Origin of the sequence: Pseudomonas sp. S9, assembly GCF_000222125.1 — a bacterium.
Classification (GTDB): domain Bacteria; phylum Pseudomonadota; class Gammaproteobacteria; order Pseudomonadales; family Pseudomonadaceae; genus Aquipseudomonas; species Aquipseudomonas segetis.
In genome coordinates this window covers 769,029-792,711 of sequence record NZ_AFFX01000001.1, presented here as the reverse complement: position 1 = coordinate 792,711, position 23,683 = coordinate 769,029, and the positions used below count along the sequence as shown (strand labels likewise).

General features: G+C 55.3%; 20 protein-coding genes. 13 read left to right on the top strand and 7 right to left on the bottom strand.

What is annotated here, in order from left to right; genetic code table 11:
* Window positions 1–104 precede the first annotated feature (104 nt).
* The 3 genes from PSES9_RS0103610 (at window position 105) to PSES9_RS24230 (ending at window position 4,912) form a co-directional block, all read left to right on the top strand.
* The gene (locus tag PSES9_RS0103610; RefSeq protein ID WP_010678648.1) at window positions 105–2,573 is read left to right on the top strand and encodes a fimbria/pilus outer membrane usher protein; all 2,469 of its coding nucleotides are present in this window, start codon (window positions 105–107) and stop codon (window positions 2,571–2,573) included.
* 358 nt (window positions 2,574–2,931) lie between these two features.
* On the top strand, window positions 2,932–3,672 hold the full coding sequence (locus PSES9_RS24235; protein WP_010678647.1) for a fimbrial protein: 741 nt from the start codon (window positions 2,932–2,934) through the stop codon (window positions 3,670–3,672).
* A 223-nt stretch (window positions 3,673–3,895) separates the two neighbouring features.
* The gene (locus tag PSES9_RS24230) at window positions 3,896–4,912 is read left to right on the top strand and encodes a fimbrial protein (protein ID WP_083840235.1); all 1,017 of its coding nucleotides are present in this window, start codon (window positions 3,896–3,898) and stop codon (window positions 4,910–4,912) included.
* A gap of 70 nt (window positions 4,913–4,982) precedes the next feature.
* Here the strand turns inward: PSES9_RS24230 and PSES9_RS0103595 are convergent, their stop codons facing one another.
* From PSES9_RS0103595 to PSES9_RS0103585, 3 genes are read right to left on the bottom strand one after another with little or no spacing between them, the layout of a single operon-like run.
* Window positions 4,983–5,915, bottom strand: a complete 933-nt coding sequence (locus tag PSES9_RS0103595) for a 3-keto-5-aminohexanoate cleavage protein (RefSeq protein ID WP_010678645.1) — start codon at window positions 5,913–5,915, stop codon at window positions 4,983–4,985.
* Window positions 5,916–5,935: 20 nt separating this feature from the next.
* Window positions 5,936–6,853 (bottom strand): 3-hydroxyacyl-CoA dehydrogenase NAD-binding domain-containing protein, encoded by a 918-nt coding sequence (locus tag PSES9_RS0103590; RefSeq protein WP_202946239.1) that lies wholly within the window; start codon window positions 6,851–6,853, stop codon window positions 5,936–5,938.
* Window positions 6,850–7,581 (bottom strand): GntR family transcriptional regulator, encoded by a 732-nt coding sequence (locus tag PSES9_RS0103585; RefSeq protein ID WP_010678643.1) that lies wholly within the window; start codon window positions 7,579–7,581, stop codon window positions 6,850–6,852. The genes PSES9_RS0103590 and PSES9_RS0103585 overlap by 4 nt, the downstream gene beginning before the upstream one ends.
* Before the next feature lie 200 nt (window positions 7,582–7,781).
* Here PSES9_RS0103585 and PSES9_RS0103580 point away from each other — a divergent pair, with 200 nt between their 5' ends.
* From PSES9_RS0103580 to PSES9_RS0103565, 4 genes are all read left to right on the top strand, one after another.
* Window positions 7,782–8,765: a TRAP transporter substrate-binding protein gene (locus tag PSES9_RS0103580; RefSeq protein WP_010678642.1), complete on the top strand. Its 984-nt coding sequence runs from the start codon at window positions 7,782–7,784 to the stop codon at window positions 8,763–8,765.
* A 61-nt stretch (window positions 8,766–8,826) separates the two neighbouring features.
* On the top strand, window positions 8,827–9,318 hold the full coding sequence (locus PSES9_RS0103575) for a TRAP transporter small permease (RefSeq protein ID WP_010678641.1): 492 nt from the start codon (window positions 8,827–8,829) through the stop codon (window positions 9,316–9,318).
* A gap of 3 nt (window positions 9,319–9,321) precedes the next feature.
* Window positions 9,322–10,590, top strand: coding sequence for a TRAP transporter large permease (locus PSES9_RS0103570; protein WP_010678640.1), 1,269 nt, complete (start codon window positions 9,322–9,324; stop codon window positions 10,588–10,590).
* 35 nt (window positions 10,591–10,625) lie between these two features.
* Entirely contained in the window at window positions 10,626–11,393 is a 768-nt protein-coding gene (locus PSES9_RS0103565) for an SDR family oxidoreductase (RefSeq protein ID WP_010678639.1), read from the top strand.
* Window positions 11,394–11,692: 299 nt separating this feature from the next.
* Here the strand turns inward: PSES9_RS0103565 and PSES9_RS0103560 are convergent, their stop codons facing one another.
* From PSES9_RS0103560 to PSES9_RS0103545, 4 genes are all read right to left on the bottom strand, one after another.
* The gene (locus tag PSES9_RS0103560) at window positions 11,693–12,997 is read right to left on the bottom strand and encodes a HipA domain-containing protein (protein ID WP_010678638.1); all 1,305 of its coding nucleotides are present in this window, start codon (window positions 12,995–12,997) and stop codon (window positions 11,693–11,695) included.
* On the bottom strand, window positions 12,997–13,311 hold the full coding sequence (locus PSES9_RS0103555; RefSeq protein ID WP_010678637.1) for a helix-turn-helix domain-containing protein: 315 nt from the start codon (window positions 13,309–13,311) through the stop codon (window positions 12,997–12,999). Before PSES9_RS0103555 ends, PSES9_RS0103560 begins: the two co-directional genes overlap by 1 nt.
* A gap of 201 nt (window positions 13,312–13,512) precedes the next feature.
* The gene (locus tag PSES9_RS0103550) at window positions 13,513–14,643 is read right to left on the bottom strand and encodes an MFS transporter (protein ID WP_010678636.1); all 1,131 of its coding nucleotides are present in this window, start codon (window positions 14,641–14,643) and stop codon (window positions 13,513–13,515) included.
* A complete protein-coding gene (locus PSES9_RS0103545) occupies window positions 14,640–15,167 on the bottom strand; it encodes a TetR/AcrR family transcriptional regulator (RefSeq protein ID WP_010678635.1) in 528 nt (175 codons plus the stop codon). Before PSES9_RS0103545 ends, PSES9_RS0103550 begins: the two co-directional genes overlap by 4 nt.
* 318 nt (window positions 15,168–15,485) lie before the next feature.
* Here PSES9_RS0103545 and PSES9_RS22935 point away from each other — a divergent pair, with 318 nt between their 5' ends.
* The 6 genes from PSES9_RS22935 to PSES9_RS0103515 all read left to right on the top strand — a co-directional run bounded on the left by PSES9_RS22935 (window position 15,486) and on the right by PSES9_RS0103515 (window position 23,679).
* Window positions 15,486–16,400 carry a bestrophin family protein gene (locus PSES9_RS22935; RefSeq protein ID WP_051120917.1) on the top strand — a complete coding sequence of 305 codons (915 nt, stop codon included), beginning with the start codon at window positions 15,486–15,488 and terminating at the stop codon, window positions 16,398–16,400.
* A 556-nt stretch (window positions 16,401–16,956) separates the two neighbouring features.
* Window positions 16,957–18,213 (top strand): OprD family porin, encoded by a 1,257-nt coding sequence (locus tag PSES9_RS0103535; protein ID WP_010678633.1) that lies wholly within the window; start codon window positions 16,957–16,959, stop codon window positions 18,211–18,213.
* 351 nt (window positions 18,214–18,564) lie between these two features.
* Window positions 18,565–19,047, top strand: a complete 483-nt coding sequence (locus PSES9_RS0103530) for a formate dehydrogenase subunit gamma (RefSeq protein WP_010678632.1) — start codon at window positions 18,565–18,567, stop codon at window positions 19,045–19,047.
* Window positions 19,041–20,600, top strand: a complete 1,560-nt coding sequence (locus PSES9_RS0103525; RefSeq protein ID WP_010678631.1) for a formate dehydrogenase beta subunit — start codon at window positions 19,041–19,043, stop codon at window positions 20,598–20,600. Before PSES9_RS0103530 ends, PSES9_RS0103525 begins: the two co-directional genes overlap by 7 nt.
* The gene (fdhF, locus tag PSES9_RS0103520) at window positions 20,597–23,473 is read left to right on the top strand and encodes a formate dehydrogenase subunit alpha (protein WP_010678630.1); all 2,877 of its coding nucleotides are present in this window, start codon (window positions 20,597–20,599) and stop codon (window positions 23,471–23,473) included. Before PSES9_RS0103525 ends, fdhF begins: the two co-directional genes overlap by 4 nt.
* A complete protein-coding gene (locus PSES9_RS0103515; protein ID WP_010678629.1) occupies window positions 23,470–23,679 on the top strand; it encodes a formate dehydrogenase subunit delta in 210 nt (69 codons plus the stop codon). The genes fdhF and PSES9_RS0103515 overlap by 4 nt, the downstream gene beginning before the upstream one ends.
* Window positions 23,680–23,683: the final 4 nt, after the last annotated feature.

Genomic DNA, 23,683 nt, shown 5'->3' with positions numbered 1-23,683 from the left:
AAATGAAGATTTTCCGCTGCAGTCATGCAACGGGTGGGCAGACTGTTGCTTATGGAAAGCTACGGCTCACTCCTTTGGCACGGTTAATATGCACAATTATCGGCATGTCTTCAGCCGCAAATACCCTGGCTGCTGTCGACCCTGTCGAGGTCGCCACCAGTCCTGTTTTCGATAGCGGTTTCTTGCGTGGAATGGGGCAGGATATCGACCTTTCGCGTTTTGCCAAGGCGGGCATTGTCGTGCCTGGCACCTACACCTTGGATATCACCCTCAACGGCAAGGAACGTATACGTCAGGACGTACGAGTAACTGACGTTGAAGGTAATCAACACTTCTGTTTCTCTACCGCAGACGCCAAACGTTGGGGCGCCAGGCTTGAACAGTTGCCCGACCAGGAGCAGGTTGCGCGAGTTCTGGCCAGCGATTGCGTTGAGGTACAGGCACTCATACCGGGCGCCAGCTTCAGTATGGACGTGGCCGAACTCAGCGGAACCTTGAGCATCCCCCAGGCTTATGCCGGGCGCGTCAAACGCGGCTATGTCGACCCGACCGAGTGGGATGAAGGCATCACCGCCGCCATCCTCGGCTATCACGGCAACGTATTTCGCAACGAGCGCGATGGCGCGGATACCACCACCGACTACAGCGTAAACATCAATGCTGGATTGAATGTAAGTGGCTGGCGCCTGCGCCATAACGGCAATTATCGCGACAGCGACGATGGCCCGAGCGAGTACAGCTCGCAAAACAGCTATGCGCAAACCGATATCGACATGTTGCAGTCGCAACTCACCCTCGGTGAATACTTCACTCCGGGCAGTGACTTCGACAGCATCCCGTTCACCGGTATCCAACTGGCCAGCGACGACAGCATGCTGCCGGAGAGCGAGCGTGGTTTCGCGCCTATTGTCCGCGGTACTGCCGAGACCAACGCCAAGGTCACCATCAGCCAGAATGGCAATGTGGTTTATGAGACCAGCGTGGCACCTGGTGCTTTCGTAATCGACGATCTCTACGCCACCGGTTATGCCGGTGACCTTGAGGTTACCGTCACCGAGGCAGACGGGCGTGAAAAAAGCTTTATCGTCCCCTTTGCTGCAGTGGTGCAAATGCTGCGTCCGGGTTCTTCGCGCTTTAACATCGCTTCGGGCAATTATCGCGATGACAACCTTGAAGATGAGCCCTGGTTCACCCAGGCCACTTATCGTCGCGGTATAAGCAACAAGCTGACCGCATACGGCGGCGGTATCCTTGCTGAAGACTACAGCTCGGCCCTGGCCGGTGCGGCTTTCGCTACCCCCATTGGTGCGGTGGCATTCGATGCAACTTTCACCCGAGCCAAAGGTTTGCCCACCATTGGCTCGGGCGAAGATGCCATAGGCGGCGACCTCAATGGTCAAAGCTACCGGATCAGTTACAGCAAGCTGCTGGACGCTACCCGTACGAATTTTTCCCTGGCGGCTTATCGGTTCTCAAGCGAGGAGTTCCTCAGCTTCGGCGACTTCGCCCGCCTGCGCGAGAACGCTGACTCGGCGTCATTGCGTGAACGCAACCGCTTCCAGGTCAATATCAGCCAACCGCTGGGTGATTACGGCGACTTCAATTTCACCGGCCTGACCCGCAACTATTGGGGCGATCAGTCCAACAGCACCACCTTCCAGCTCGGCTATGGCAAAGGCTTCAGCTGGGGCTATATGAACCTGACCGCCAGCCGCGAGATGCAGGACGGCGAGAACAATGACACCTACATGCTCAGCGCCAGTATTCCGCTGGGCTCAGGGGCGCGTCGGCCGATGTTGACCACCACGGCAACACTGGACGATGACAATAACAACTCGATACGTAGCAATCTTTCCGGCTCGGCTGGTGAGTACGGCGAGATGAACTACGGCGTGTACGCCAGCCGCTCGGAAACCAACAACGAGAGTGACAACACCTACGGTGGCAACCTCAACTATCGCACCTCTGCAACCCAGCTCGGTGCCAGCTACAGCCATGGTGATGACTACAAGCAATATTCAGGTTCGGCCACCGGTACCGTGGTCGTCCATTCTGGCGGCGTAGTGTTCAGTCCGGAACGTGGTGAAACCATGGCATTGCTGGTTGCCGAAGGTGCCCCAGGCGCAGAAATAACCAGCGGCCAGGGTAACCGTCTTGATGGTAATGGCGAAGCGCTAAAGGCAGGCCTGACGCCTTACCGTCATAACCCGGTTGGCATCAGCCCGCGCGGCTTGCCAGTGGATGTCGAGTTGCAAACCACTTCGCAGAATGTAGTGCCACGCCGTGGTGCCGTGGTGCGGCTCGACTATGCAACCATTAGCGGCAAGCCGCTGCTGCTACGGGTACAGAACCCCGAGGTGCCATTTGGTGCGAGCGTGGTTGATGCCGACAACAAGTCTGTCGCCATGGTCGGGCAGGGTGGTTTGATCTTCCTGCGTGGCGAGCATCAGGGTTTGAAAGTGGTGTGGGGCCAGTCCTCACAGGAATCCTGCCAGTTGAACTATCAAGTCCCAGCCGATGAGCAGGGCGACAATCCCTATGTGCAAGTGGAAGCAAGTTGTGCCCATGGTTGAAAAATGCATCGACCAAGCGCCTGACTATCTCTCTTAAAGTACTCACGGTTGAAAACCGAGGTAAGCGATGAGCCGTAACCTATTATTTCTGACCATATGCTTGGTGGTGTCTCTTATCCTGATACCAGTTAAACCGGCTATGGCAGGTACCACAAACAATTGTAGCTCGGCTCAGTTGCCCTGGAATGGTGTTCTTGATAGCGCAGCCGCAGAGAATCTACCGATAGGGTCTGTTGTTCCCGGTTCGGATGCCATGACTGTGGTGACTATCAATTGCACCAGTGCCTGGTCCGCGAACCAAGCCTATTGTGCAGGAAACTCTGGGTGGACTGTAAACCCGGTTGGAGGCGCAACACCAATGGAAACCACCATCCCTGGTGTCTATACCTATGCAGGGATGCCAAGTGGTATTGGTTACCAGTTCCTCGACGGCAGTGGGCAGCCGTTGCCTTTGGACTCAACCAACCGACATGACACCGGGGTTCCCATACAAACGGGGGACCAGACGATTCCTTTGCATTTCCGTATGGTCAAGACTTCCAATGCCCTGTCATCAGGAAGTCTGAATATCCAGATGTATCTGAGTTGCAATGGCTCCGAATGGGCAAATCGCAACGCATCCGGCAGCATATTGAATCTCACGGTTAACGCCGAGGTGATTACTCAAACCTGCAGCTTGGCGACTCCCGACGTCCAGGTGCAATTGCCAGAAGTTGCGCGTTCAGACTTCAAGGGCGGTGTTGGCAGCACCGCAGGCTCTACACCTTTTACCTTGGATTTTGAATGTGGTTCCTATGTCGACGCGCGTTTCAATGTCAGCGACATGGCTGATCTTAGCAACACCAGCGATACACTGAAGTTAGTCTCCGGATCGACTGCCAGTAATGTCGGGGTGCGCCTGTTGCATCAGGACAGCCCTGTGTACCTGGCGCCAAACGAGGTTTTCGATCAAGGAGGTAGCGTGTTTCCTTTGCTCAACCCGCAAGCGGATACGAGCGTCATCAGCTTGCCGTTTACCGCCGAGTACATACAGACAGGCGCACCAGTGAGGTCTGGCAGCGTGCAATCCCAAGCTGTTGTGACCATCAGTTACAACTGAGTAACAGTTAGCCATGCAGGCCAGAGTCAACCAAGGATGGATGGCTGCGACTACACTGGGATAGACTGATTCAGTAACTTGATGCAATAGAGTGTGCAAATGCCTGGACAGGCTACTGGGGATGATAAGCGCTTGACGCTTAGGTTGTTGTTCGGGCGGCAGGCTGAAACCTTGCGCAAGGCTGGAAAAAAACATAGGACAATCAGGCCAAAAGGGTGATGCAATGACATCGCGACATATGGCCGGTCAAGGGGATTGCCATGCCCCGTATGCACTCAAGCACATTCACCTAAAGTACCTGGCCGTCCTAATTGTCGCTTTGTTCCTGCCCTTTGTTCTGGGCACAGCCCAAGCCCAGTGCAAGTTTATCAACGGCTTTTCGGTCGAAAACAAGTACCTGGTGCCTAACTCTGGGGTTATTGCTTCAACGAATACGGCTATCGGCACTCCAATTGGCGCCTATTCAGAACGGCCTAAATCGCTTTCGGCCAACTATGCCAATTGCACCAGCCCAGGCACCGCCAGCCGGACAGTTGCGGGTACGCTGCTCTCCAGCGAGCCTTACACTTACGCGACAGACAATCCTTCAGTTGGGATACGATTCTTCGATGACTCCGCTGCCTATGGTCGGCGTTATTGGGGAGGAGGGGCCGCAGAGTCGAAAACAGGCAACTGGAGCTGGATTGACGGCCGGATTGGCGCCGAGCTCATTGCCCTTGGCCCACTGCAAACCACCAGGATCAATAGCAGCGCCGTTGCAACGTTCTCCCTGGACGGCCTGGTCATCATGACTGTACGGGTTGCCAGTGTGACAATCAGTGTACAGACATGCAAAACCTCGGATGTGGCGGTGGAACTCGGTGCGCAACTGGTTAGCAGTTTTTCCGGCCCAGGCTCTACGACGCCGGCAAAAGCCTTCAATATCGAGCTGACAAGTTGCCCGCCAGGTGCCGACGGCATTTTCTATCAGCTCGATCCACTCACAGCGATTCTTCCAGAAAGCGGCCAGTCGGTCGTAGCGCTTGACAGCTCATCATCGGCAACAGGAATTGGCATACAACTGCTTGATGGCAACAGCAGTCCTTTCGCCCTGGCGAACAAAACGAAACTGGCCGAGTACGACAGTGGTCGCGTGGCCGATTATTCGATTCCGTTCGCGGCCCGGTATTACCAAACAGCCTCTAAGGTGACCACTGGCACTGCCAATACAGCCCTGATTTTTACCATTACCTATCATTAATGCCCTAATCATCCGCCAGGTGCTGACAGGGCCTGGCGGATGATTGTGCTGGGGCTGTTTCCGAGAGGGCTTAAAAGGCTACCTTGCCAGGCCCCTTGAGTTGCAGCATTTCGCGTGCTTCATCGGGGGAGGCTACTGTCAGCCCCAAGCCTTCGATAACCTGCCTTGCAGCCAGTACCTGTTCCGCACTGCTAGTTGCCAGACGACCAGGCCCAGCCCATAGCGAATCCTCAAGTCCGACACGTACGTGGCCGCCCATGGCAACCGACATTGCTGCGATTGGCAATTGATTGCGACCCGCCCCTAGAACCGACCACTCATAGGTGTCGCCAAACAGGCGGTCGGCCGTACGCTTCATATGCATCACATCATCTGGATGCGCGCCTATGCCTCCCATCAAGCCAAAGGCTGTCTGGATAAAAAGCGGACCGCTAACCAGGCCAGCATCGACGAAGTGCTTGAGGTTATAGAGGTGGGCAGTGTCATAGCACTCAAACTCGAATCGCGTGCCGTTGGCGCCCAGGGTTGTGAGCAGGTATTCAATATCCTCGAAGGTGTTGTGGAACAGAATGCCTTTGTCGCCAATGTAGTTGCGTTCCCATTCGTGCTTCAGTTGTCCTTCGAAGCGTTTAAGCATTGGAAACAGGCCAAAGTTCATCGAACCCATATTCAGAGAGGCAACCTCGGGCTGCCATTTGGCGGCGGGGCGAACCCGTTCCTGGATACTCATGGTCGGGGCACCACCGGTGGTGATGTTGACCACGCAATCCGAACGCTGCTTGATCACTTCCAGGAATGGCTGGAAGGCCTCGGCAGTCTGGTCGGGCCGACCATCTTCTGGATTGCGCGCATGCAGATGAACAATGGCAGCCCCCGCCTCAGCAGCGCCAATTGCCGCTTCTGCAATTTCATTGGCAGTAACGGGCAAGTACTCAGACATCGATGGCGTATGGATTGCACCGGTGACGGCACAGGTAATGATAACTTTGCGTTTGCTGGACATGATGACTTGTTCTCCTGATGTTAGTTGTTGGAATGAAGAAATCGGCTCAGTTGAGCCAGCAGCGCATCTCGCCGCAGACTTAGCTCCGGGACCTCGGATGGCGCAGGCATCTGGGCTGCAACTATTTGTGCAGCTCGTTCGCTAAAGGCTTCTCCACGGGCTGCGTTGTCGCTTAGGCGCGCCATGGTTGGGCCGTAGCGCTTGAGATAATCTTTCACTCCGCCAGGTGCGTTCAGGTTGATGGTTGCCATCGGGCCCAGAAATACCCAGCGCCGGCCCAGGCCATGACGAATAGTGTCATCCAGCCCCTGTGGGGTAACCACGCCTTGCTCGATCAGGCTCAATGCTTCGGCAAGGACGACGGCTTGCAGCCGGTTAAGGACGAAACCGTCGATCTCTCGGCTTAGCCGGACTGGCACCTGGGCCACGGCATGCATCAGTGCTTCAGCACGGTCTATTACTTCTGGTGCCGTGTCGGGGCCAGGGCATAACTCGACGACTGGAATGACATGGGGAGGATTTACCGGGTGCGCCACGAGGATGCGCGCACGGCCAGCTAAGCCTTTGGCGAAGCTTGAAGCAACCAAGGCTGAACTTGAGGAGGCGAGAATAGCCTGCGGTGCAGTGAGACGATCAAGCTCGGCGTAAATTTCACGCTTTATCTCAAGGTTTTCAGGGCCGTTTTCCTGCACCCATTCCACCTTGTCTACGGCCTCGGCCATGCTGCTCAAGACAGTTACATGGGCGAGGGCAGCAGGATCGTCGCCACTGCGGCGACATGTTTCCGAGAGCTCGTCCATTACCCGTACACGAACATCCTGATCCGGGTCCCACAGCCTGACGTCGCACCCTGCGCGGGCAAAAACCAAAGCCCAAGCGCGACCAATAAGCCCGCCTCCGATAATGGCGATGCGCCGAGTTGTCTGCTCTTGGCTCACTTGGCCTCCCATTTGCGCAGCGCTTGGCACAGATCACTTGCCGCACCAGAAATGTCACTGGCAATGGCCAGCTGCAGGGCGTCTGCATCACCAACTCGCAGGGCTTGCAGTGCGGCACTGTGGCTGGCCATCGAGTGCTCAAAATGCAGTGGTTCAGTCAGGGCAATGCGAATGAGCGGCCCAACCCGCAGCCACAAGCTTTCGATTTGGTTCATCAGTATTGGCCGATCGGCAGCGCGATAGATCAGCGAATGAAAACGCCAGTTGTTTTCAAGGTACATATCGACATCGCGGGTTTCAGTGGCGCGTGTCATCAGGTTGAAGGCGTTATTGATAACACGCATCTGGGCTGACCCGATCCGATTGATCGCCTGAGCTGCAGCAAAACCTTCGAGGTTGACGCGAATATCGCGAATCTCAGTCAATTCTGCGTCTGTCAGGATAGGGACCCGCAGAACTCGATTACCGCCAAAGGTCTCCAGGCCGCCATCTCCCTCAAGCCGTCGCAATGCCTCGCGCACCGGTGTGACGCTGGTCTCCAGGACTGCCGCTGCCTTGCGCAGGCTGATCTCCTCGCCAGGATGGAAGTATCCGCTGATCAGTGCGTGACGAAGCGTTGCGTAGACCAGTGATTGCGCTGTTGCGCCTTCCTGAAGGGCCAGCGGTCCCAGTCGTGCCCAACTGTCATGCGGGCCATCTTTCGCCAGAGGTGGAGTTGACTGATCCAAAGTGTGATCTCGCTTTTGTCGAATTTTTTTAGAATGCAGCACGAATCGAATATTAGTCAATCAGTATGAGCTCTGCCAAACGTGTTGACGCTTCAAAGTCGCGTACATATAGTAACTGTGATCACGGTTTGTGACGATCGCTTAACCATTGATTGCCAATCAGCAGTCGAGAAATGGGTTTTCAGAGGAAGAATAAGAAAATGAAAAACTTTATTTTTGCCATCGCAGCCACGGCTGCCACCTGCTTCATGGCCAGCACTGCCACAGCTGAAGAAACCCGGGTGTTTGATGTGAGCCTGCCGCTGGGCAAGGAATCGCATCACGCCGTGGGTGTACTGAAATTCGGTGAAGAGCTTTCAAGGCTGTCTAACGGACGCCTGACAATCCGCCCGCACTATGACAACGCACTTGGTGGCGAGCGTGAGGTCGTGGAGGGCATTGGCTTTGGCCTGATCGATATGGGCATCAGCTCGACTGGCCCCATGGGCGGTTTTGTCGATGAATTCATGCTGTTCGATCTGCCCTATATCTTCCGTACCCCTGAACAGGCCTACGGCTTTCTTGACAGCAAATACGGTGATCAACTGGCGAAAAAGCTGGAGGATCAAGTGGGTGTGAAGATTCTTTGCTGGATGGAAAACGGATACCGGCATAACACCAACAATGTGCGGCCCCTGCACACCCCTGATGACCTCAAAGGCATCCGCCACCGTACCCAGGAAAGCCGGGTACAGGTTGATACCTGGACAGCGCTGGGCGCTGATGCTTCCCCAATGGCCTGGACCGAAGTCTTTACCGCGCTGCAGCAAGGCGTGATCGATAGCCAGGAAAATCCGATCGCGACCATCTATGACGTCAAGTTCTACGAGGTGCAGAAATACCTGAACCTGACTCAGCATGTGTACTCGCCAGCACCCTTCATGATGGGGGCGAAGCTGTTCAACTCCCTGTCCGAGTCGGACCAGGCGATCGTTCTCCAGGCTGCAAAAACGGCTTTGACGGTGCAACGCGAAGCATCCCAACGCATGGAGAAGGAACTTATCGTCAAGCTTGGAGAGCTGGGGATGGTTGTCACACGCCCAGATCTCGACGCGTTTCGCGAGCGCGTACAACCTGTGATCAGCAAGTGGAAAGAGAAAGTCGGCCCCGAATTGGTGGATGCCGCAATCAACTTCAAGCCTTGATTGCACGCTCTTTTAAGCGGGTCTACCTGGCCCGCCACTTTGAATATTTCAGGAGATTCTCATGCAAGTCGTCATGCGCAAGCTAGTGCGGGGAGTGGATCGCATCAATTGGTTGTGCGGTTGGTTTCTGGCGGCGCTGCTGCTGGTAATGACTGTACTGATCAGTTGGCAGGTCTTCGCTCGATACGTGATGGGGCACTCGCTCACATTCTCCGAGGAAGTGGCACGTTTCTCGATGGTCTGGATGACGATGCTGGGTGCGGCATATGCCTATCGACATGGTTCGCTGATTGCTGTCGAGTTGCTGTCGGGGTTTGCGAATGGTCGTTTTGCCCGGGAACTGCGTCTGGTGGTTGCGCTGGTGTCCTGCGTCTTTGCGTGGGTATTGCTGACAGAGGGACTTCATATCACGGAACGGGTAGTGGGGCAGACCTCGCCTAGCCTCAGAGTGTCGATGGGCTGGCTCTACGCCGCGGTTCCAGCGGGTGCGGCGATGATATTTATCAACGCCTTCGCGATCATCGCTGACACCTTTACCGCGAAAAAGGATTAGGTCATGGCCGCGCTTCTATTTGGATCACTACTATTATTGCTGGCCATCGGTGTGCCCGTGACTTTCGCGCTTGGGCTGGCGGCGATTATCGCAATCTGGATGGGCGATATCATGCCGATGCTGATCGTCCCGCAAGAGATGATCCGTTCAGTCAATTCATTTCCGTTGCTGGCTATCCCATTTTTTATTCTCGCCGGCGACTTGATGCAGCGTGGTGGCATCTCGCACCGGCTGGTTGAGTTCTCGCGCACGCTGGTTGGCAGCATGAATGGTGGCCTGGCCATGGTTGCAATTGTCACATCGGCGTTTTTCGCAGCCATTTCAGGCTCTGGTGCAGCAACCACTGCAGCCGTCGGGGCAATCTTGATTCCGGCGATGATCAGCCAAGGCTACAGCGCTTCATATGCCGCAGCCAATCAGGCCGCTTCAGGTGCCTTGGGCGTGATTATTCCGCCGAGTATTCCGCTGATTCTCTATGCCATTGCCGCAAACCAATCCGTTGGCGCCATGTTCACCGCAGGGTTCTTGCCTGGGTTTGTCGTGGTTGGGTCGCTGATGATCTTTGCTTATTGCCGAGCACTGCAACATCCGGCAACCCGTGGCGAGCCTTCAAGTGTCGGTGAAATATTCAGGGCAGGGCGCAAGGCTATTCTGGCCTTGCTGATGCCTGCGCTGATCCTGGGTGGCATCTATGGCGGCATAGTCACGCCAACGGAAGCAGCCGTTATCGCCGTGGTCTATTCATTCATAGTCGGGGCCGTTATCTACCGTGAGCTACCGCTGCGCGATATCCCGAATATCTTACGCAGGTCCGCCATTACTTCGGCAGTTGTGCTGAGCATCATTGCCACGGCAGGTCTCTATGGACGAATTATCCTTTCCTTGCAGATTCCAGCGGCCATTTCAGAGCTAGTCGTCGGCGTCATCGAAAGTCCATGGCAGTTCATTATCCTGGTCAATGTGCTGCTGTTGTTTGTTGGAATGTTCCTCGAAGCAGCTGCTGCGATCCTGATCTTCACGCCTATTCTTCTGCCGATTGCCCTTAATTTCGGAATTAATCCAGTGCACTTCGGCATCATCATGGTGGTGAACCTGGCCATGGGCATGTTCACGCCACCGGTTGGGCTCAACCTGTTTATTGCCTCACAGATATCACGTACTTCAATCGCGAATCTGACACGGGCAATCCTGCCATTTGTCGCGCTTATGCTCGCGGTTCTGATGATTATCAGCTTCGTTCCCTGGCTTTCGCTGTCGATACTCGGCGGATAGAACAGCCTCAATCTAATAATAAAGGAGCGCTTTAAATGGAGCTTTCTCTTAGAGATGCCCGCATCATTGTCACGGCGGGAGCTGGCGGTATAGGGCGAGCGATTGTCGATGCGTTTCGCGAGGAGGGCGCACAGGTCGCCACCTGTGATATTGATGGCTCAGCCCTTGCAACGCTGCCTGACGATGTCTTCAGACAGAAGGTGGATGTCGCGGATAGCCGTGCCTTGACGCAATTCATCGAGGCTGCCGTTAAGAACCTTGGCGGGCTTGATTGCCTGGTCAACAACGCTGGCATTGCTGGGCCTACAGGACGAATCGAAGCGCTTGAAGTTGGCCAGGTTGAGCAATGCCTGGCGATCTGTCTGACCAGCCAGTTCGTCACTATCGGTCGTGCCGTGCCGCACCTGCGACAGAGCCGGAATCCATCGATCGTTAATATTTCTTCGCTGGCCGGGCGCCTGGGCTTCAAGCTGCGCAGCCCTTATGCCGCGGCCAAATGGGGCGTGATCGGCTTGACCAAGTCCATGGCGATTGAACTGGGACCAGACAAGATCCGGGTCAATGCGGTTCTGCCTGGCATCGTTTCAGGTGATCGCCAGCGCAGGGTGCTGGAAGCTCGCGCGGAGGCAAAAGGCGCCAGTTTCGAAGAGACAGAGTGTGAGGCGTTTTCATTTACGTCGATCCATGACTATGTCACTCCGCAACAGATCGCCGACCAGGTTGTCTTCCTGGCCAGCCCGCGCAGCAAAACCCTGTCAGGGCAAGCCATTTCAGTGTGCGGAGATACGGGAATGCTTGGTTGACCAGAATGTTCTTAAATGCAGAACAGAAGATGGTTTAATGTTTGATCGGTAGCTCGCAAGCGCTGCCGATTCCCGAATAAGGGGATTCAAGCAATCCCATGAAACAGAATTTCACGCCAAAGAGAGCTTGATCGAATATCCATTACTTCGCATAATGTATATTATGTTAAATCGAGTATTCTGTTTGAATGGTAGTCTTGTGGCTAAGCCTCGTGTCTCTTTCTGATCAAATACATCCCAGTAATGCTAATCAAGATGCACAAGCTCCGTCGTTCACTCTTCAGCTTTTAAGTTGAAGCCTAACGCGCAAGCTGCGCTGTCATCTCGTTGATGACGATTGCATTGATACTTCGCAGCAGCCGAATCTCGCCTGCTAAGTTAGGCCCAAGTTCAGGTCTGTTCCTAAGCAGTTGTTTATTCTCATGGATGACTTCATCCAACAGCTTCGGTGCTTCTATGCCCAGGCGCTCTACCAGCTTTTGAATGTTGTCACGCGCAGTTGTTGGTTTGATCCCCATGGATTCGCCGGCACTGACTAAGAGCGGCACTGAAATATCCAACAGACGCTGCGCTCCGTTAATTGGCCAGGCCAACTCAGAACGTGCAGGCCACTGATCCTTCTCAAAAGCGCGTGTGCCATACACCGCTGTGCACAGCAAATCGTAGAACGGCGACAAATGCACAGTCTTTGCCGAGAGCAAGAAACTAAGATTTTTCAGGTGTGCATCCTCATTGCCCACCAGCACGTTAAAGATCAGCCATTGAAACAACCGCAGCCTGGCCAGTGCTGCAGGTCTACACTGATTAGCCAGATCTGCAATGCGCTCCATACTTCCAGCGCTGTATTTGAACTCTCTGGAAAGCCCTGTTAATTGACAGGCGTCGATACAGTGCAGGCGCGCCCATCCGTGCTCTTGTTCAAACCGGTCAAAACGCGTAACAAGGTACACCGGTTGCGGCACATACAAGCGATGCACACTAGGTACAGGTAACCCAACCCGCTCAGCCAGTTTCATCACGAACCACTCGTTGATTACGCTGTGTGGCCAAGAGTCATCGGGGTGATCGGGCTTGAGTATATGGGTCGATGGCTCGCTCCCGGTTGGCTCAAATATCTGGTCATCTCTATATATGACAGCCACCTTGTGTTGCGCGCCCGCCAGGGACATCTTTCTGGCTGCCTGCTCAGCCAGGGGTATTCTGGGCATCGCCGTTATACGTTTCGACAGTTCAGCGTCGGGCAGTGCCGCCATGCTTCCAGGCCCGGGCTTTTGCCCTGAAGGCAGGAGCGTCAGGGAACCTGCTGACTCAGCGCCGAAATGCTGCAGCAAGGCGAAGGCATCCTCAATTGCAACATGTGCGGCTTTGGCGATGAGTTGCCGCTGCCCCTCCTCCGGCAACAGATTATCGAAATACCACTGCACTGGACGAGTCGTCGCACCGTCGCAATGCTCTTCGCTCTGGAGAGCAAGCAGTGGGCACAAAGGATGGGCTAACGGGTCGGCCAACCACTGTTCGCTGTAGCAAAAGGCCCATAAACCGTTGTTCTCGCGCAGCGTGCCGACAAGTGTCTGGTTGATCCAGGCATTGAGTGAACGTTCCATCAACCCGCCTCAGGCTTATTGATTTTGGCTGTAGCTGTGGATTGAGCAGCCTTCTTTTGCGTGTCGGTAAGCACCTTTTGGATCTCGTCAGCGAATTGCTCCGGGACCTCGATCGTTATCGACAGACCAAGCCCCTGCATCACTTGAAACAGCTTGCCCCATTGGACAGTTTCACCGCCACGCTCAACTTTACCGAGGAAGTTTTCCGAGACGCCGATAAGGCCTGCAACATCATCTTGGCGTATCTGCATAGCCTTACGGCTGGCACGTATGAGTTGCCCAACTTGCTCAGCAGATTCGATGTCGATTTTCATTTGAAGACCTCTACTCGCAGCCTTGTTTACATATACGCAAACAAGGAAAAATCCACACGATTGTGTGGACTTTAGTTGATCAGCACCCAGTTTTCAATAATTCCGCACGATCATGAGGTTTTTATGTTTTACGGCCAATTTAAGCGATAATCCTCACAGGCATAAGGATTAACAGGGCAGCTAACCGATTTAACACCGCGACTAAGCCAAACACTGGCCTCTGCGAACCAGCCCTGCTGTGCAGGCAAGACATGCGAACAGAGCAACCGCGTAATTGGCAGTGAGGTTATCCATCAACAAACCGAAAACCGGTGCGCCTGCAGTCTGCCCGATGGCAATACAAAGAAAGCCAATCATCAGCCCCGTGGCGGGACGCTCGGGTAAAGCCGAAACGCCCCAGACCAGGTAGACACCAGTAAGCATGATGTAGGCCGCACCGAAGAGAACCCCGCCAGCAACCGTCAGCGCGGGGGTGGTATTGGCGATTCCTATAAAAAGGATGCCGCAGGCCATGGCCGCCAGGAAGGCCCGATGTACCCGGTCAACTCCAAAGCCTGTAACCAGGCGCCCTGCCCCCGCGCCCACAATCCCGGCAGCACCTATTGCGATCCACAGCCACCCGGCACCAGATTCGCTCCAGCCCAGGCGTAGCCTGACCAGTTGGCTGCCAAATGACCAGATGGCGGTACTGGCGGCGCCCATCAGCAGCGATGCGATAATCAGACGCTTGAGCGCTCTATTGAACACAGGCAATCCCGTTACGCTATTCGTGATGGTTTTGGTCTTGGCCGGCATGCTCACCGCTGCGGCAATCGCCATGCACAACGCAAGTGCGGCAAAGACCGCGAATGCTAGTCGCCATTGACCACCGAGCATCAACGCTACTGGCCCCGAAAGCACAACACCGGCCCCGGTACCCGCATTAATGACTGTATTGATGGATTCCTGCCTATCGGGTTGGATCGCAGCGGCCACTGCGGCGGCCATGGGCGGTGACGCCAAGCCTGTGCTCGATCCTGCAAGCATCACGGCACACGCGAGCCAAAGTGAAGCAGGCGCAGTTGCAATTCCAACCATACCAATCGCCGCGACCAGCGCTGCGCCAATGGCAACGGCACGAGCACCTAAGCGCTCGGTTAGATGTGCAGACAGGATGATAGCGCCGCAATAGCCCAAAAAAGAACCTCCTGCTATCAATCCGCTCAATGTCGAAGACAAGAACAAATCAGCGTCGATCCGGGGCAGGAACAAACCGAAGGCGAAACGGGCCAGGCCATAACAAACGGCGATCAGCCCGAACCCTGTCGCAGCGAGGGATAAGCCCGACCTCATGACCTTGCCTTTTCCAGCAGTGCGACAGCCGCAAGGCGCGCTGACACTACGGCCTCTGCGCCACGATAGGCCGCTACAGCAGTTGCACCTTCAAATAAGATAAGGATTTGTTCAGCCAAGGCCTTGTCGCCCGCCCCGTCGGTTTCAGACCTGACAATTTCCTCGATCTTTTCCCTAAGCCGGTCTTTATGGGCCGCTACAGCCTCGGCAATCTCCGCGATGTCGCCTCCGGTTTCGCCATGAGCGCGCAAGAACAGGCAGCCTCGACAACTCTCCAGCCTCAACCAATCTTCTAGCTTCAGGAACAGCTCATTGATGCTATCCACCTCCAGCCGGCTCATGAAGCGTTGGTCCCGCGCCTTGAGTACTTGGACGATCAGTGAATGCTTGCTGCCTGCATGCTTGTAGAGCGTTCTACTCGACATACCCGCAGCGTGGATGAGGCGGTCCATTCCGGTGGCAGTGAAACCATGCCGATCGAAAAGGGATTCCGCACTGCAAATAAGCTTGGTTATAGTATCCATGCCTTGAGGGTAAAACGATCATTTTACCCTGTCAAACCCACTGCATCGAACCTGGCAAGTCCGCGTTCAGCATCAACAATGGTTATCAACTGTAAAAAAATATGACTGCAGCTTGATGGTCAGTTGCGGATCAATTTTGAGCTGTGCTCAAGCCAGTACTGGGGTTTCGCTCATGCAACTGTCCCCGAGCTGCGGCCGTGAAAGAATCAGGCAACCGCAAAACCATCCGGATAAACTTGTTCACCGAACCTTTTGATCGCCTGAAGCGTCCGAGCTAGAGCATTGCATTGATGTTCAACGCAGATCAGAGGTTTGAGCTTGAAAGCAGCCATCGCCAAAAAATATCGCCTGATTATCAAAACCCTTGGCTATGTAGGTTGGTCGCTATTTTGGTTGTTGCTTTGGGATATCGCGATCACTGTGGACTTCATGTTGTTTCTCGACACCAAGGTCAAGCTGCCGCCGATGCCACTGACTTTATTGGGTTCTGCACTGGTGGTGCTGATCAGCTTCCGCAATAGCAGTGCCTACAATCGTTGGTGGGAAGCGCGAACGTTGTGGGGCGCGATGGTCAATAGTTCGCGCAGCTTTGCTCGTCAGGTTCTGGTGTTGCTGGATGACCTCGGCGATGAGATCAACCCGGTAAAATCGACTTTGTTGCGACGCCATGTAGCCTATGTAAATTGCTTGGCAGCTCACTTGCGAGGCAAGCCGTGCCCCAAAGAGATCAATGCGTTTCTTCCCATGGAAGAGTTCGCCCGCTGTGGCACCACCAACAATTTTGCCAATGATATTCTTAATGGCTCTGCTGCCTTGCTCGCCAAAGAATACAAGGCCGGACGCCTGGATAGCATTCGTCTGGCGCGTTTGGAGTCAACCCTGGTTGATCTGTCCAATAGCCAAGGCGGGATGGAGCGCATTGCCAACACGCCGCTGCCCTACCCCTATGTCTACTTTCCACGGCTGTTTATTTCGCTGTTTTGCGTGATAGTGCCGATAGGCTTGGTGGAGTCTTTAGGCTGGTTCACGCCCGTAGCCTCCACTGTGGTGGGTTTTATGCTGCTGGCAATCGAACAAATCGGCACCGACTTGCAAAGCCCATTTCACAACAGCAAACACCAAATCCAGATGGAATCCATCTGCGAAACCATTGAGATAAATCTGCAATCCATGCAGCGTGATGCATTGATTGCAGGCAGACACTTCAGTCAATCGGAGTCGGCGTTTGCCTGATAATCCACATTGCCATGAATGAAGGCTTATGCCAAAAACCAATGATAACTACAATAAAATTGCAAGAGCATTTTAATAACTTATGGCGATTATCGAACATTTCATTTTATGGCCGTAAGACATAATTAAATAAAATATGAAAGCCGCCTTAGGCGAAAACTGCTTACATCAGCAAAGCATTGAGCCAAAAAGAAAAAAACCGCAAAAAAAAAAAAAAAAACCGCCTGTTAAGGCGGTTAAAAACACAAAGGATTGATGAATGGAGCACGCTGCATTGCTGATGCAAAGCAATGCAGGTTCGTGAATTCATCAACGATAGAATACAGAGCCGAAGAGACAAGCAATTATCATAGATGCTGATAGTAAATATCATGTTCATCGAATAGATAGATTTTTCAATAGATGCTATTTATTTTCCGTCGCAACGAACGACCAAGTAGCTTATAAGATTGATGTACAACTCCCCCTGCCTTTTACGCCTAACGATGACATCCAAACCAAAGGCGATGTTATAGGCCACAATGTGAACAACTATTAGAAATCGCCAGGAGCAGCTATGTTCAATAAAACACTCATTGCAATCGCCTGTGCATGCAGCGCGATAGGGACCAGCGCTGCGTACGCCAGCGAGCAATCGGAATCCAAGGGGTTTGTAGAAGACAGCAGCCTTAATCTGTTGCTGCGCAACACCTATTTCAACCGGGATTACAAAGACGGGGTCAATGACGCCAAGACTTGGGGTCAAGGCTTTATCACCACCTTCGAGTCAGGTTTTACCCAGGGAACTGTCGGCGTTGGTGTCGATGCTTTCGGGTTGCTGGGCATCAAGCTGGACAGCGGACGCGGCCGTAACTATGGCGCGATGTTTGACACCTACAGCGATGGCCGCCCGGTCGACGATATCTCGCAAGCTGGCGCTGCAGTGAAACTGCGAATTTCCAACACCGTGATCAAGTACGGCAACCAGTTCCCTTCCCTGCCCGTTCTGGCCTATGACGACAGCCGCTTACTGCCACAGTCTTTCACCGGTACATTGGTGACCAGCAACGAAATTGAAGGCTTGGAGCTTAATGCGGGGCGTTTCACCGCTGACAGTCCAATGGCTGACTCCTCACGCGACCCTAATCACTTGAAAAGCATTGATGTTGTCGGCGGTACTTACGCTGTGACCGAGAATATCGTCACATCTCTGTATTACTCCGATGTCGAGGATGAGTTCGAGAAATCCTACATCAACCTCAACTACAACCTGCCAATTGCGGCTGAGCAGGCATTGAATTTTGATTTCAACCTGTACCACACCAAATACGATGACGGCTCGATTGCCGCCACTGATTTCGGCGGTGATGGCGATAACGACCGCAACACCATCTGGAGTCTGGCAGCCAAATACAGCATCGGCGCCCACGCATTTATCCTTGCACACCAGCGCAGCTCTGGCGATGCCGGTTACGCCTATGACTACGGCGATGGCGGTAGCACTATCTATCTGGCCAACTCTTACTATTCCGACTTCAACCTCAAGGATGAAAACTCCTGGCAGGCCAGCTACGAGTTGGACTTCAGCGAGTACGGCGCACCGGGCCTGAGTTATAAGTTCGCCTATGTGCGCGGCGATAACATCGACAGCGGCACTGGCAGCGATGGCACCGAGCGTGAAATCTTCAACCAGGTCAGCTACGTGCTCCAGGATGGCCCGGCCAAGGATCTCTCCTTGCGTCTGCGCAACTCGATCTATCGCGCCAGCAATGATGTAGGTCCCGATCTGAACGAGATTCGTGCCTTTATCGAATACCCGCTTAGCATCCTCTGACCTGCTTGCCGCGCCAGGCCTTCTGGCGCGGTTTCCCTTCTAGCCGACTCACTGCATAGAGCTGTTATGCAGTCATTCATGAGGAAATCGCTGCAGCTGGCCTCTGTGCAATGCAAGGGTCACAACCAAGTCGGTTTCAGGATGTGAAAAGTCGCTCAGGCGCTATCTCCTGCCAATGGCAATGGCAAGCTAAAAGCCTAACTCGGACCAGGCGCGCTCAAGATGCCTGGCCGAAGGACATAGTGGGCGATCGTGCAGACCGTATGCCGTGAAATGGTCCGTTCGCCGTAGCCAATGACTCCGAACGTCTAATCTTCAGATTAGTTGTTCGTGATGCCAAGGTACCTTTGTATGCCTGATGAAGCGTTGCATCTGCCCCTGATTAACCGCATTTTGGCTCTGGAAAAAGACACTCCAGGCAGCCTCTTGCCGATCCTCCATGCGATCCAGCAAGGCGCTGGCTACATTCCCAGTATCGCCGTGCCCGAAATCGCCCAGGCGCTTAACCTCAGCAAGGCTGAAGTCCAGGGCGTAATCAGCTTCTATCACGACTTCCGTACCACACCGCCAGCACAGCACATCTTGAGGCTGTGCCAGGCCGAGTCTTGCCAAAGCATGGGCTCTGGGCTTCTAGCCGCGCAGCTCAAGGAGCGGCTTTCACTCAATGAAAGTGGCGACAGTGCCGATGCGCGGGTCAGTTTGCAGACGGTGTACTGCCTGGGCGCTTGCGCCTGCTCACCAGCCATGGAAATCGATGGCCGCCTGCACGCTCGCCTGACACCAGAACGCCTGGACGATCTGGTCAACCGCTTTTTGGAGGGTCAGGCATGCTAAAGCTATTTATTCCCTGCGACTCACTGGCGCGCGCCGTTGGCGCCGATGAGGTTGCAACGGCCCTGACCCGAGAGGCGCAGCTCAGGGGGCTGCCTCTGGAGTTACAGCGCACCAGTTCGCGCGGGCTTTACTGGCTTGAGCCAATGCTGGAAGTAGAAAGCGCCAACGGGCGCCTCGGTTTTGGGCCTGTAACCTGTGCGGACGTGCCCAGCCTGCTGGATGCATTGGCCGCTGGTTCAAAGGAACACCCGCGGGCACTGGGCCTGGTTGAAGACATTGCCTACCTGAAAAGCCAGCAACGGCTGCTATTCGCCCGAGCAGGCATTACACGCCCGCTGTCACTGGATGATTATCTGGCCCACGCCGGTTTCAAGGGGCTGGAACAAGCAATCAAGATGGATGGCGCCGATGTAGTGGCCGCCGTGCTGGACTCAGGCCTGCGTGGTCGCGGTGGCGCAGCCTTCCCCGCCGGGATCAAGTGGCGCACGGTACGCGATGCACAAGCAGCGCAGAAATACATCGTCTGTAACGCCGATGAAGGTGATTCCGGCACTTTTGCCGATCGCATGTTGATGGAAGGCGATCCGTTTCTATTGATTGAAGGCATGACCATTGCTGGCCTCGCTGTTGGGGCGAGCAAGGGTTACATCTATGTGCGCTCGGAGTACCCGGACGCCATAAACACCCTGAATAATGCACTGGAAATAGCGCGTCAGGCTGGCTACCTGGGCACGGATATCTGTGCCAGCGCACAGCCGTTCGACATTGAAGTGCGAGTGGGCGCAGGTGCCTATATTTGTGGTGAGGAAACTGCCCTGCTTGAATCGCTTGAGGGCAAGCGCGGTACAGTAAGACCCAAACCGCCACTGCCAGCACTGGAAGGCTTGTTTGGCCTGCCAACGCTCGTCCATAACGTCCTGACCCTAACCTCGGTGCCGGTGATCATGGCCCGTGGCGCGCAGTATTACCGCGACTTTGGCATGGGGCGTTCCCTGGGCACCATGCCTTTTCAACTGGCTGGCAATGTGCGTTACGGTGGTTTGGTCGAGCGCGCCTTTGGCCTGAGCTTGCGTGAACTTATCGAAGGCTACGGGGGTGGCACGGCCAGCGGTTTGCCATTGAAAGCGGCACAGGTTGGCGGGCCATTGGGCGCCTGGATACCCCCTGCGCATTTCGACACGCCGCTTGATTATGAAGCCTTGGCCGGGATCGGTGCCATGCTTGGCCACGGCGGCGTTGTGGTAGCCGACGAAAGCCTGAATATGGCGCAGATGGCCAGGTTCGCATTGCAATTTTGCGCTGAAGAATCCTGCGGCAAATGCACCCCCTGTCGTATCGGCTCGACCCGTGGTGTTGAGGTAGTTGAGCGGCTGATAGCCAGCACCGCTCCTGCTGCCCGCGAGGAGCAGGCCCAACTGTTATGGGACCTGTGCGACACCCTTCAGTATGGCTCGCTTTGCGCATTAGGCGGGATGACATCCTATCCGGTCAGCAGCGCACTCAAGCACTTTCCCGCCGACTTCGGCATGGCCACCACGGAGGCCACCCAATGATTACCCTGTTCGATCCGAAAACTGATATCGACTACGGAACCCCCGCGCGTGAAAGCGCTGTAGAAGTCAGCCTGACCATCGACGGCCGCGAAATACGGGTGCCATCCGGCACTTCGGTGATGCGTGCGGCGGCCCTGCTTGGCAATCAAATTCCCAAGCTTTGCGCAACCGACAGCCTGGAGGCTTTTGGCTCCTGCCGCATGTGCCTGGTAGAAATCGAAGGCATGCGTGGTTACCCCGCGTCATGCACCACGCCTGTCAGCGAAGGCATGAAGGTGCGTACGCAGACCAGTAAACTGGCCGGGCTGCGGCGCAATGTAATGGAGCTGTACATCTCCGATCATCCGCTTGACTGCCTGACCTGCTCGGCCAACGGCAACTGCGAGTTGCAAACAGTGGCTGGCCAGGTCGGCCTGCGTGAGGTGCGATACGGCTACGAAGGTGCCAATCACCTGGATGAAGCCAAGGATACCTCCAACCCCTACTTCGATTATGATCCGAGCAAGTGCATTGTCTGCAACCGTTGCGTGCGCGCCTGTGAAGAAACCCAGGGCACCTTTGCCTTGACCATCAGTGGTCGCGGCTTTGAGTCACGAGTGGCTGCAGCAGGTGGCGATAACTTTATCGAGTCTGAATGCGTCTCTTGCGGTGCCTGCGTGCAAGCCTGCCCAACCGCCACGCTGATGGAGAAAAGCGTGGTGCAGCAGGGCCAGCCTGAGCGCAGCGTCATCACTACCTGCGCCTATTGCGGCGTGGGTTGCTCCTTCCGAGCAGAAATGAAGGGTGATCAACTGGTGCGCATGGTTCCGGACAAGAACGGCCATGCCAACCACGGTCACTCTTGCGTCAAAGGACGCTTTGCCTGGGGTTATGCCACCCATCCAGACCGCATCACCAAGCCCATGATCCGCAAGCATATTGGCGACCCCTGGCAAGAGGTCAGCTGGGATGAGGCGGTCAATTACGCTGCCAGCGAATTACGCCGCATACAACTCAAGTACGGCCGCGACTCCATCGGAGGCATCACCTCCAGCCGCTGCACCAACGAAGAAACCTACCTGGTGCAAAAACTGGTTCGTGCGGCCTTTGGCAATAACAATGTCGACACCTGCGCGCGCGTTTGTCACTCGCCCACAGGCTATGGCTTGAAGCAGACCCTGGGCGAATCAGCCGGTACCCAGAGTTTCGACTCGGTGATGCAGGCCGATGTCATTCTGGTGATGGGTGCCAACCCCACGGACGCCCACCCGGTATTCGCTTCCCAGCTCAAGCGCCGTCTGCGCCAGGGCGCGCGCTTGATTGTGATTGATCCGAGGCGCATAGACCTGGTCGACTCGGCCCACGCCCGCGCTGAACTCCACCTCCAGCTGCGACCCGGCACCAACGTGGCCATGCTCAATGCCCTGGCCAATGTGATCGTCAGCGAGGGGCTGCTCAACCAGCGTTTTATTGAGGAGCGCTGCGAGGATGCGGATTTTGCCCGCTGGCGCGATTTTGTCAGCCAGCCAGAGCATGCCCCCGAGATCCTGGGCCCAATCTGTGGCGTGCCTGCCGAACAAATACGCGCAGCCGCCCGCCTCTACGCCACCGGTGGCAACGCAGCGATCTACTATGGCCTGGGCATCACCGAGCACAGTCAAGGCAGTACTGCTGTGATGGGCATTGCCAACCTGGCGATGGTCACCGGCAATATTGGCCGTGAAGGCGTTGGGGTCAATCCGTTGCGTGGCCAGAACAATGTACAGGGCTCATGTGACATGGGCTCCTTTCCCCACGAACTGCCCGGGTACCGGCATATTTCCAACGAGGCTGTTCGCAACGAATTCGAAGCGGCTTGGAATGTCAGCCTGCAACCTGACCCTGGGCTACGCATTCCGAATATGTTCGAGTCAGCCTTGGATGGCAGCTTCAAGGCGCTCTACTGCCAAGGTGAAGACATCGCGCAAAGTGATCCAAATACACAGCATGTGACAGCGGCGCTGTCGGCGATGGAATGCATTATCGTGCAGGACATTTTCCTCAACGAGACAGCCAAGTTCGCCCATGTATTTCTGCCGGGCAGTTCCTTTCTTGAAAAGGACGGCACCTTTACCAACGCCGAGCGCCGGATAAACCGGGTGCGCAAGGTCATGGAGCCGCTGGCTGGCAAGGCCGACTGGCAAGCGACCATGGCACTGGCCAATGCCTTGGGTTATCCGATGGACTACCGGCATCCTGCACAAATCATGGATGAAATTGCCCGCCTGACGCCGACCTTTTCCCGGGTGAGCTATGCCGAGCTTGATCGCCACGGTAGCTTGCAATGGCCATGTACCGACGAAGCCCCGGCAGGCACGCCAACCATGCACATCGAACAGTTCGTGCGTGGCAAGGGACGCTTTATGCTCACCGGATACGTGCCCACCGAGGAAAAGGTCAACAGCCGCTTCCCGCTCCTGCTGACCACCGGCCGGATCCTCAGCCAATACAATGTCGGCGCCCAGACCCGCCGTACCGACAACATCGCCTGGCATGAAGAGGATCGCCTGGAAATCCACCCAAGTGATGCCGAGAGCCGAGGCATCAATGACAATGACTGGGTGGGTATTGGCAGCCGTGCCGGGCAAACCGTATTGCGCGCCAAAGTCAGCGAGCGAGTCGCGCCGGGCGTGGTCTACACCACCTTCCATTTTCCGGAGTCAGGCGCCAACGTAATCACCACAGATAACTCTGACTGGGCCACAAACTGCCCTGAATACAAGGTCACGGCAGTCGAAGTGTCACGGGTTTATCACCCATCCGAATGGCAAAAGCGCTATCAGGCGTTCAGTGATGAACAGCATCGACTTCTCAAGCAGCGACGTCTGCCTGCAAAAGCCGGGGTGGCCAAATGAGCAGTGAAAACCTGGTAAAAATGGCCAATCAAATTGCGCAATTCTTCGCCAGTGAAACCGACACCGCCCTGGCGGTACGCAGCGTCCAGCAGCACCTGCAGAGCTACTGGACGCCAGCCATGCGACATGACTTGAGTGCTTTGCAAGCGCAGAATAACCTGCACCCGCTGGTTAAGGCTGCGCTGTCCGAATCAGGGGGCGTCTAGCCAG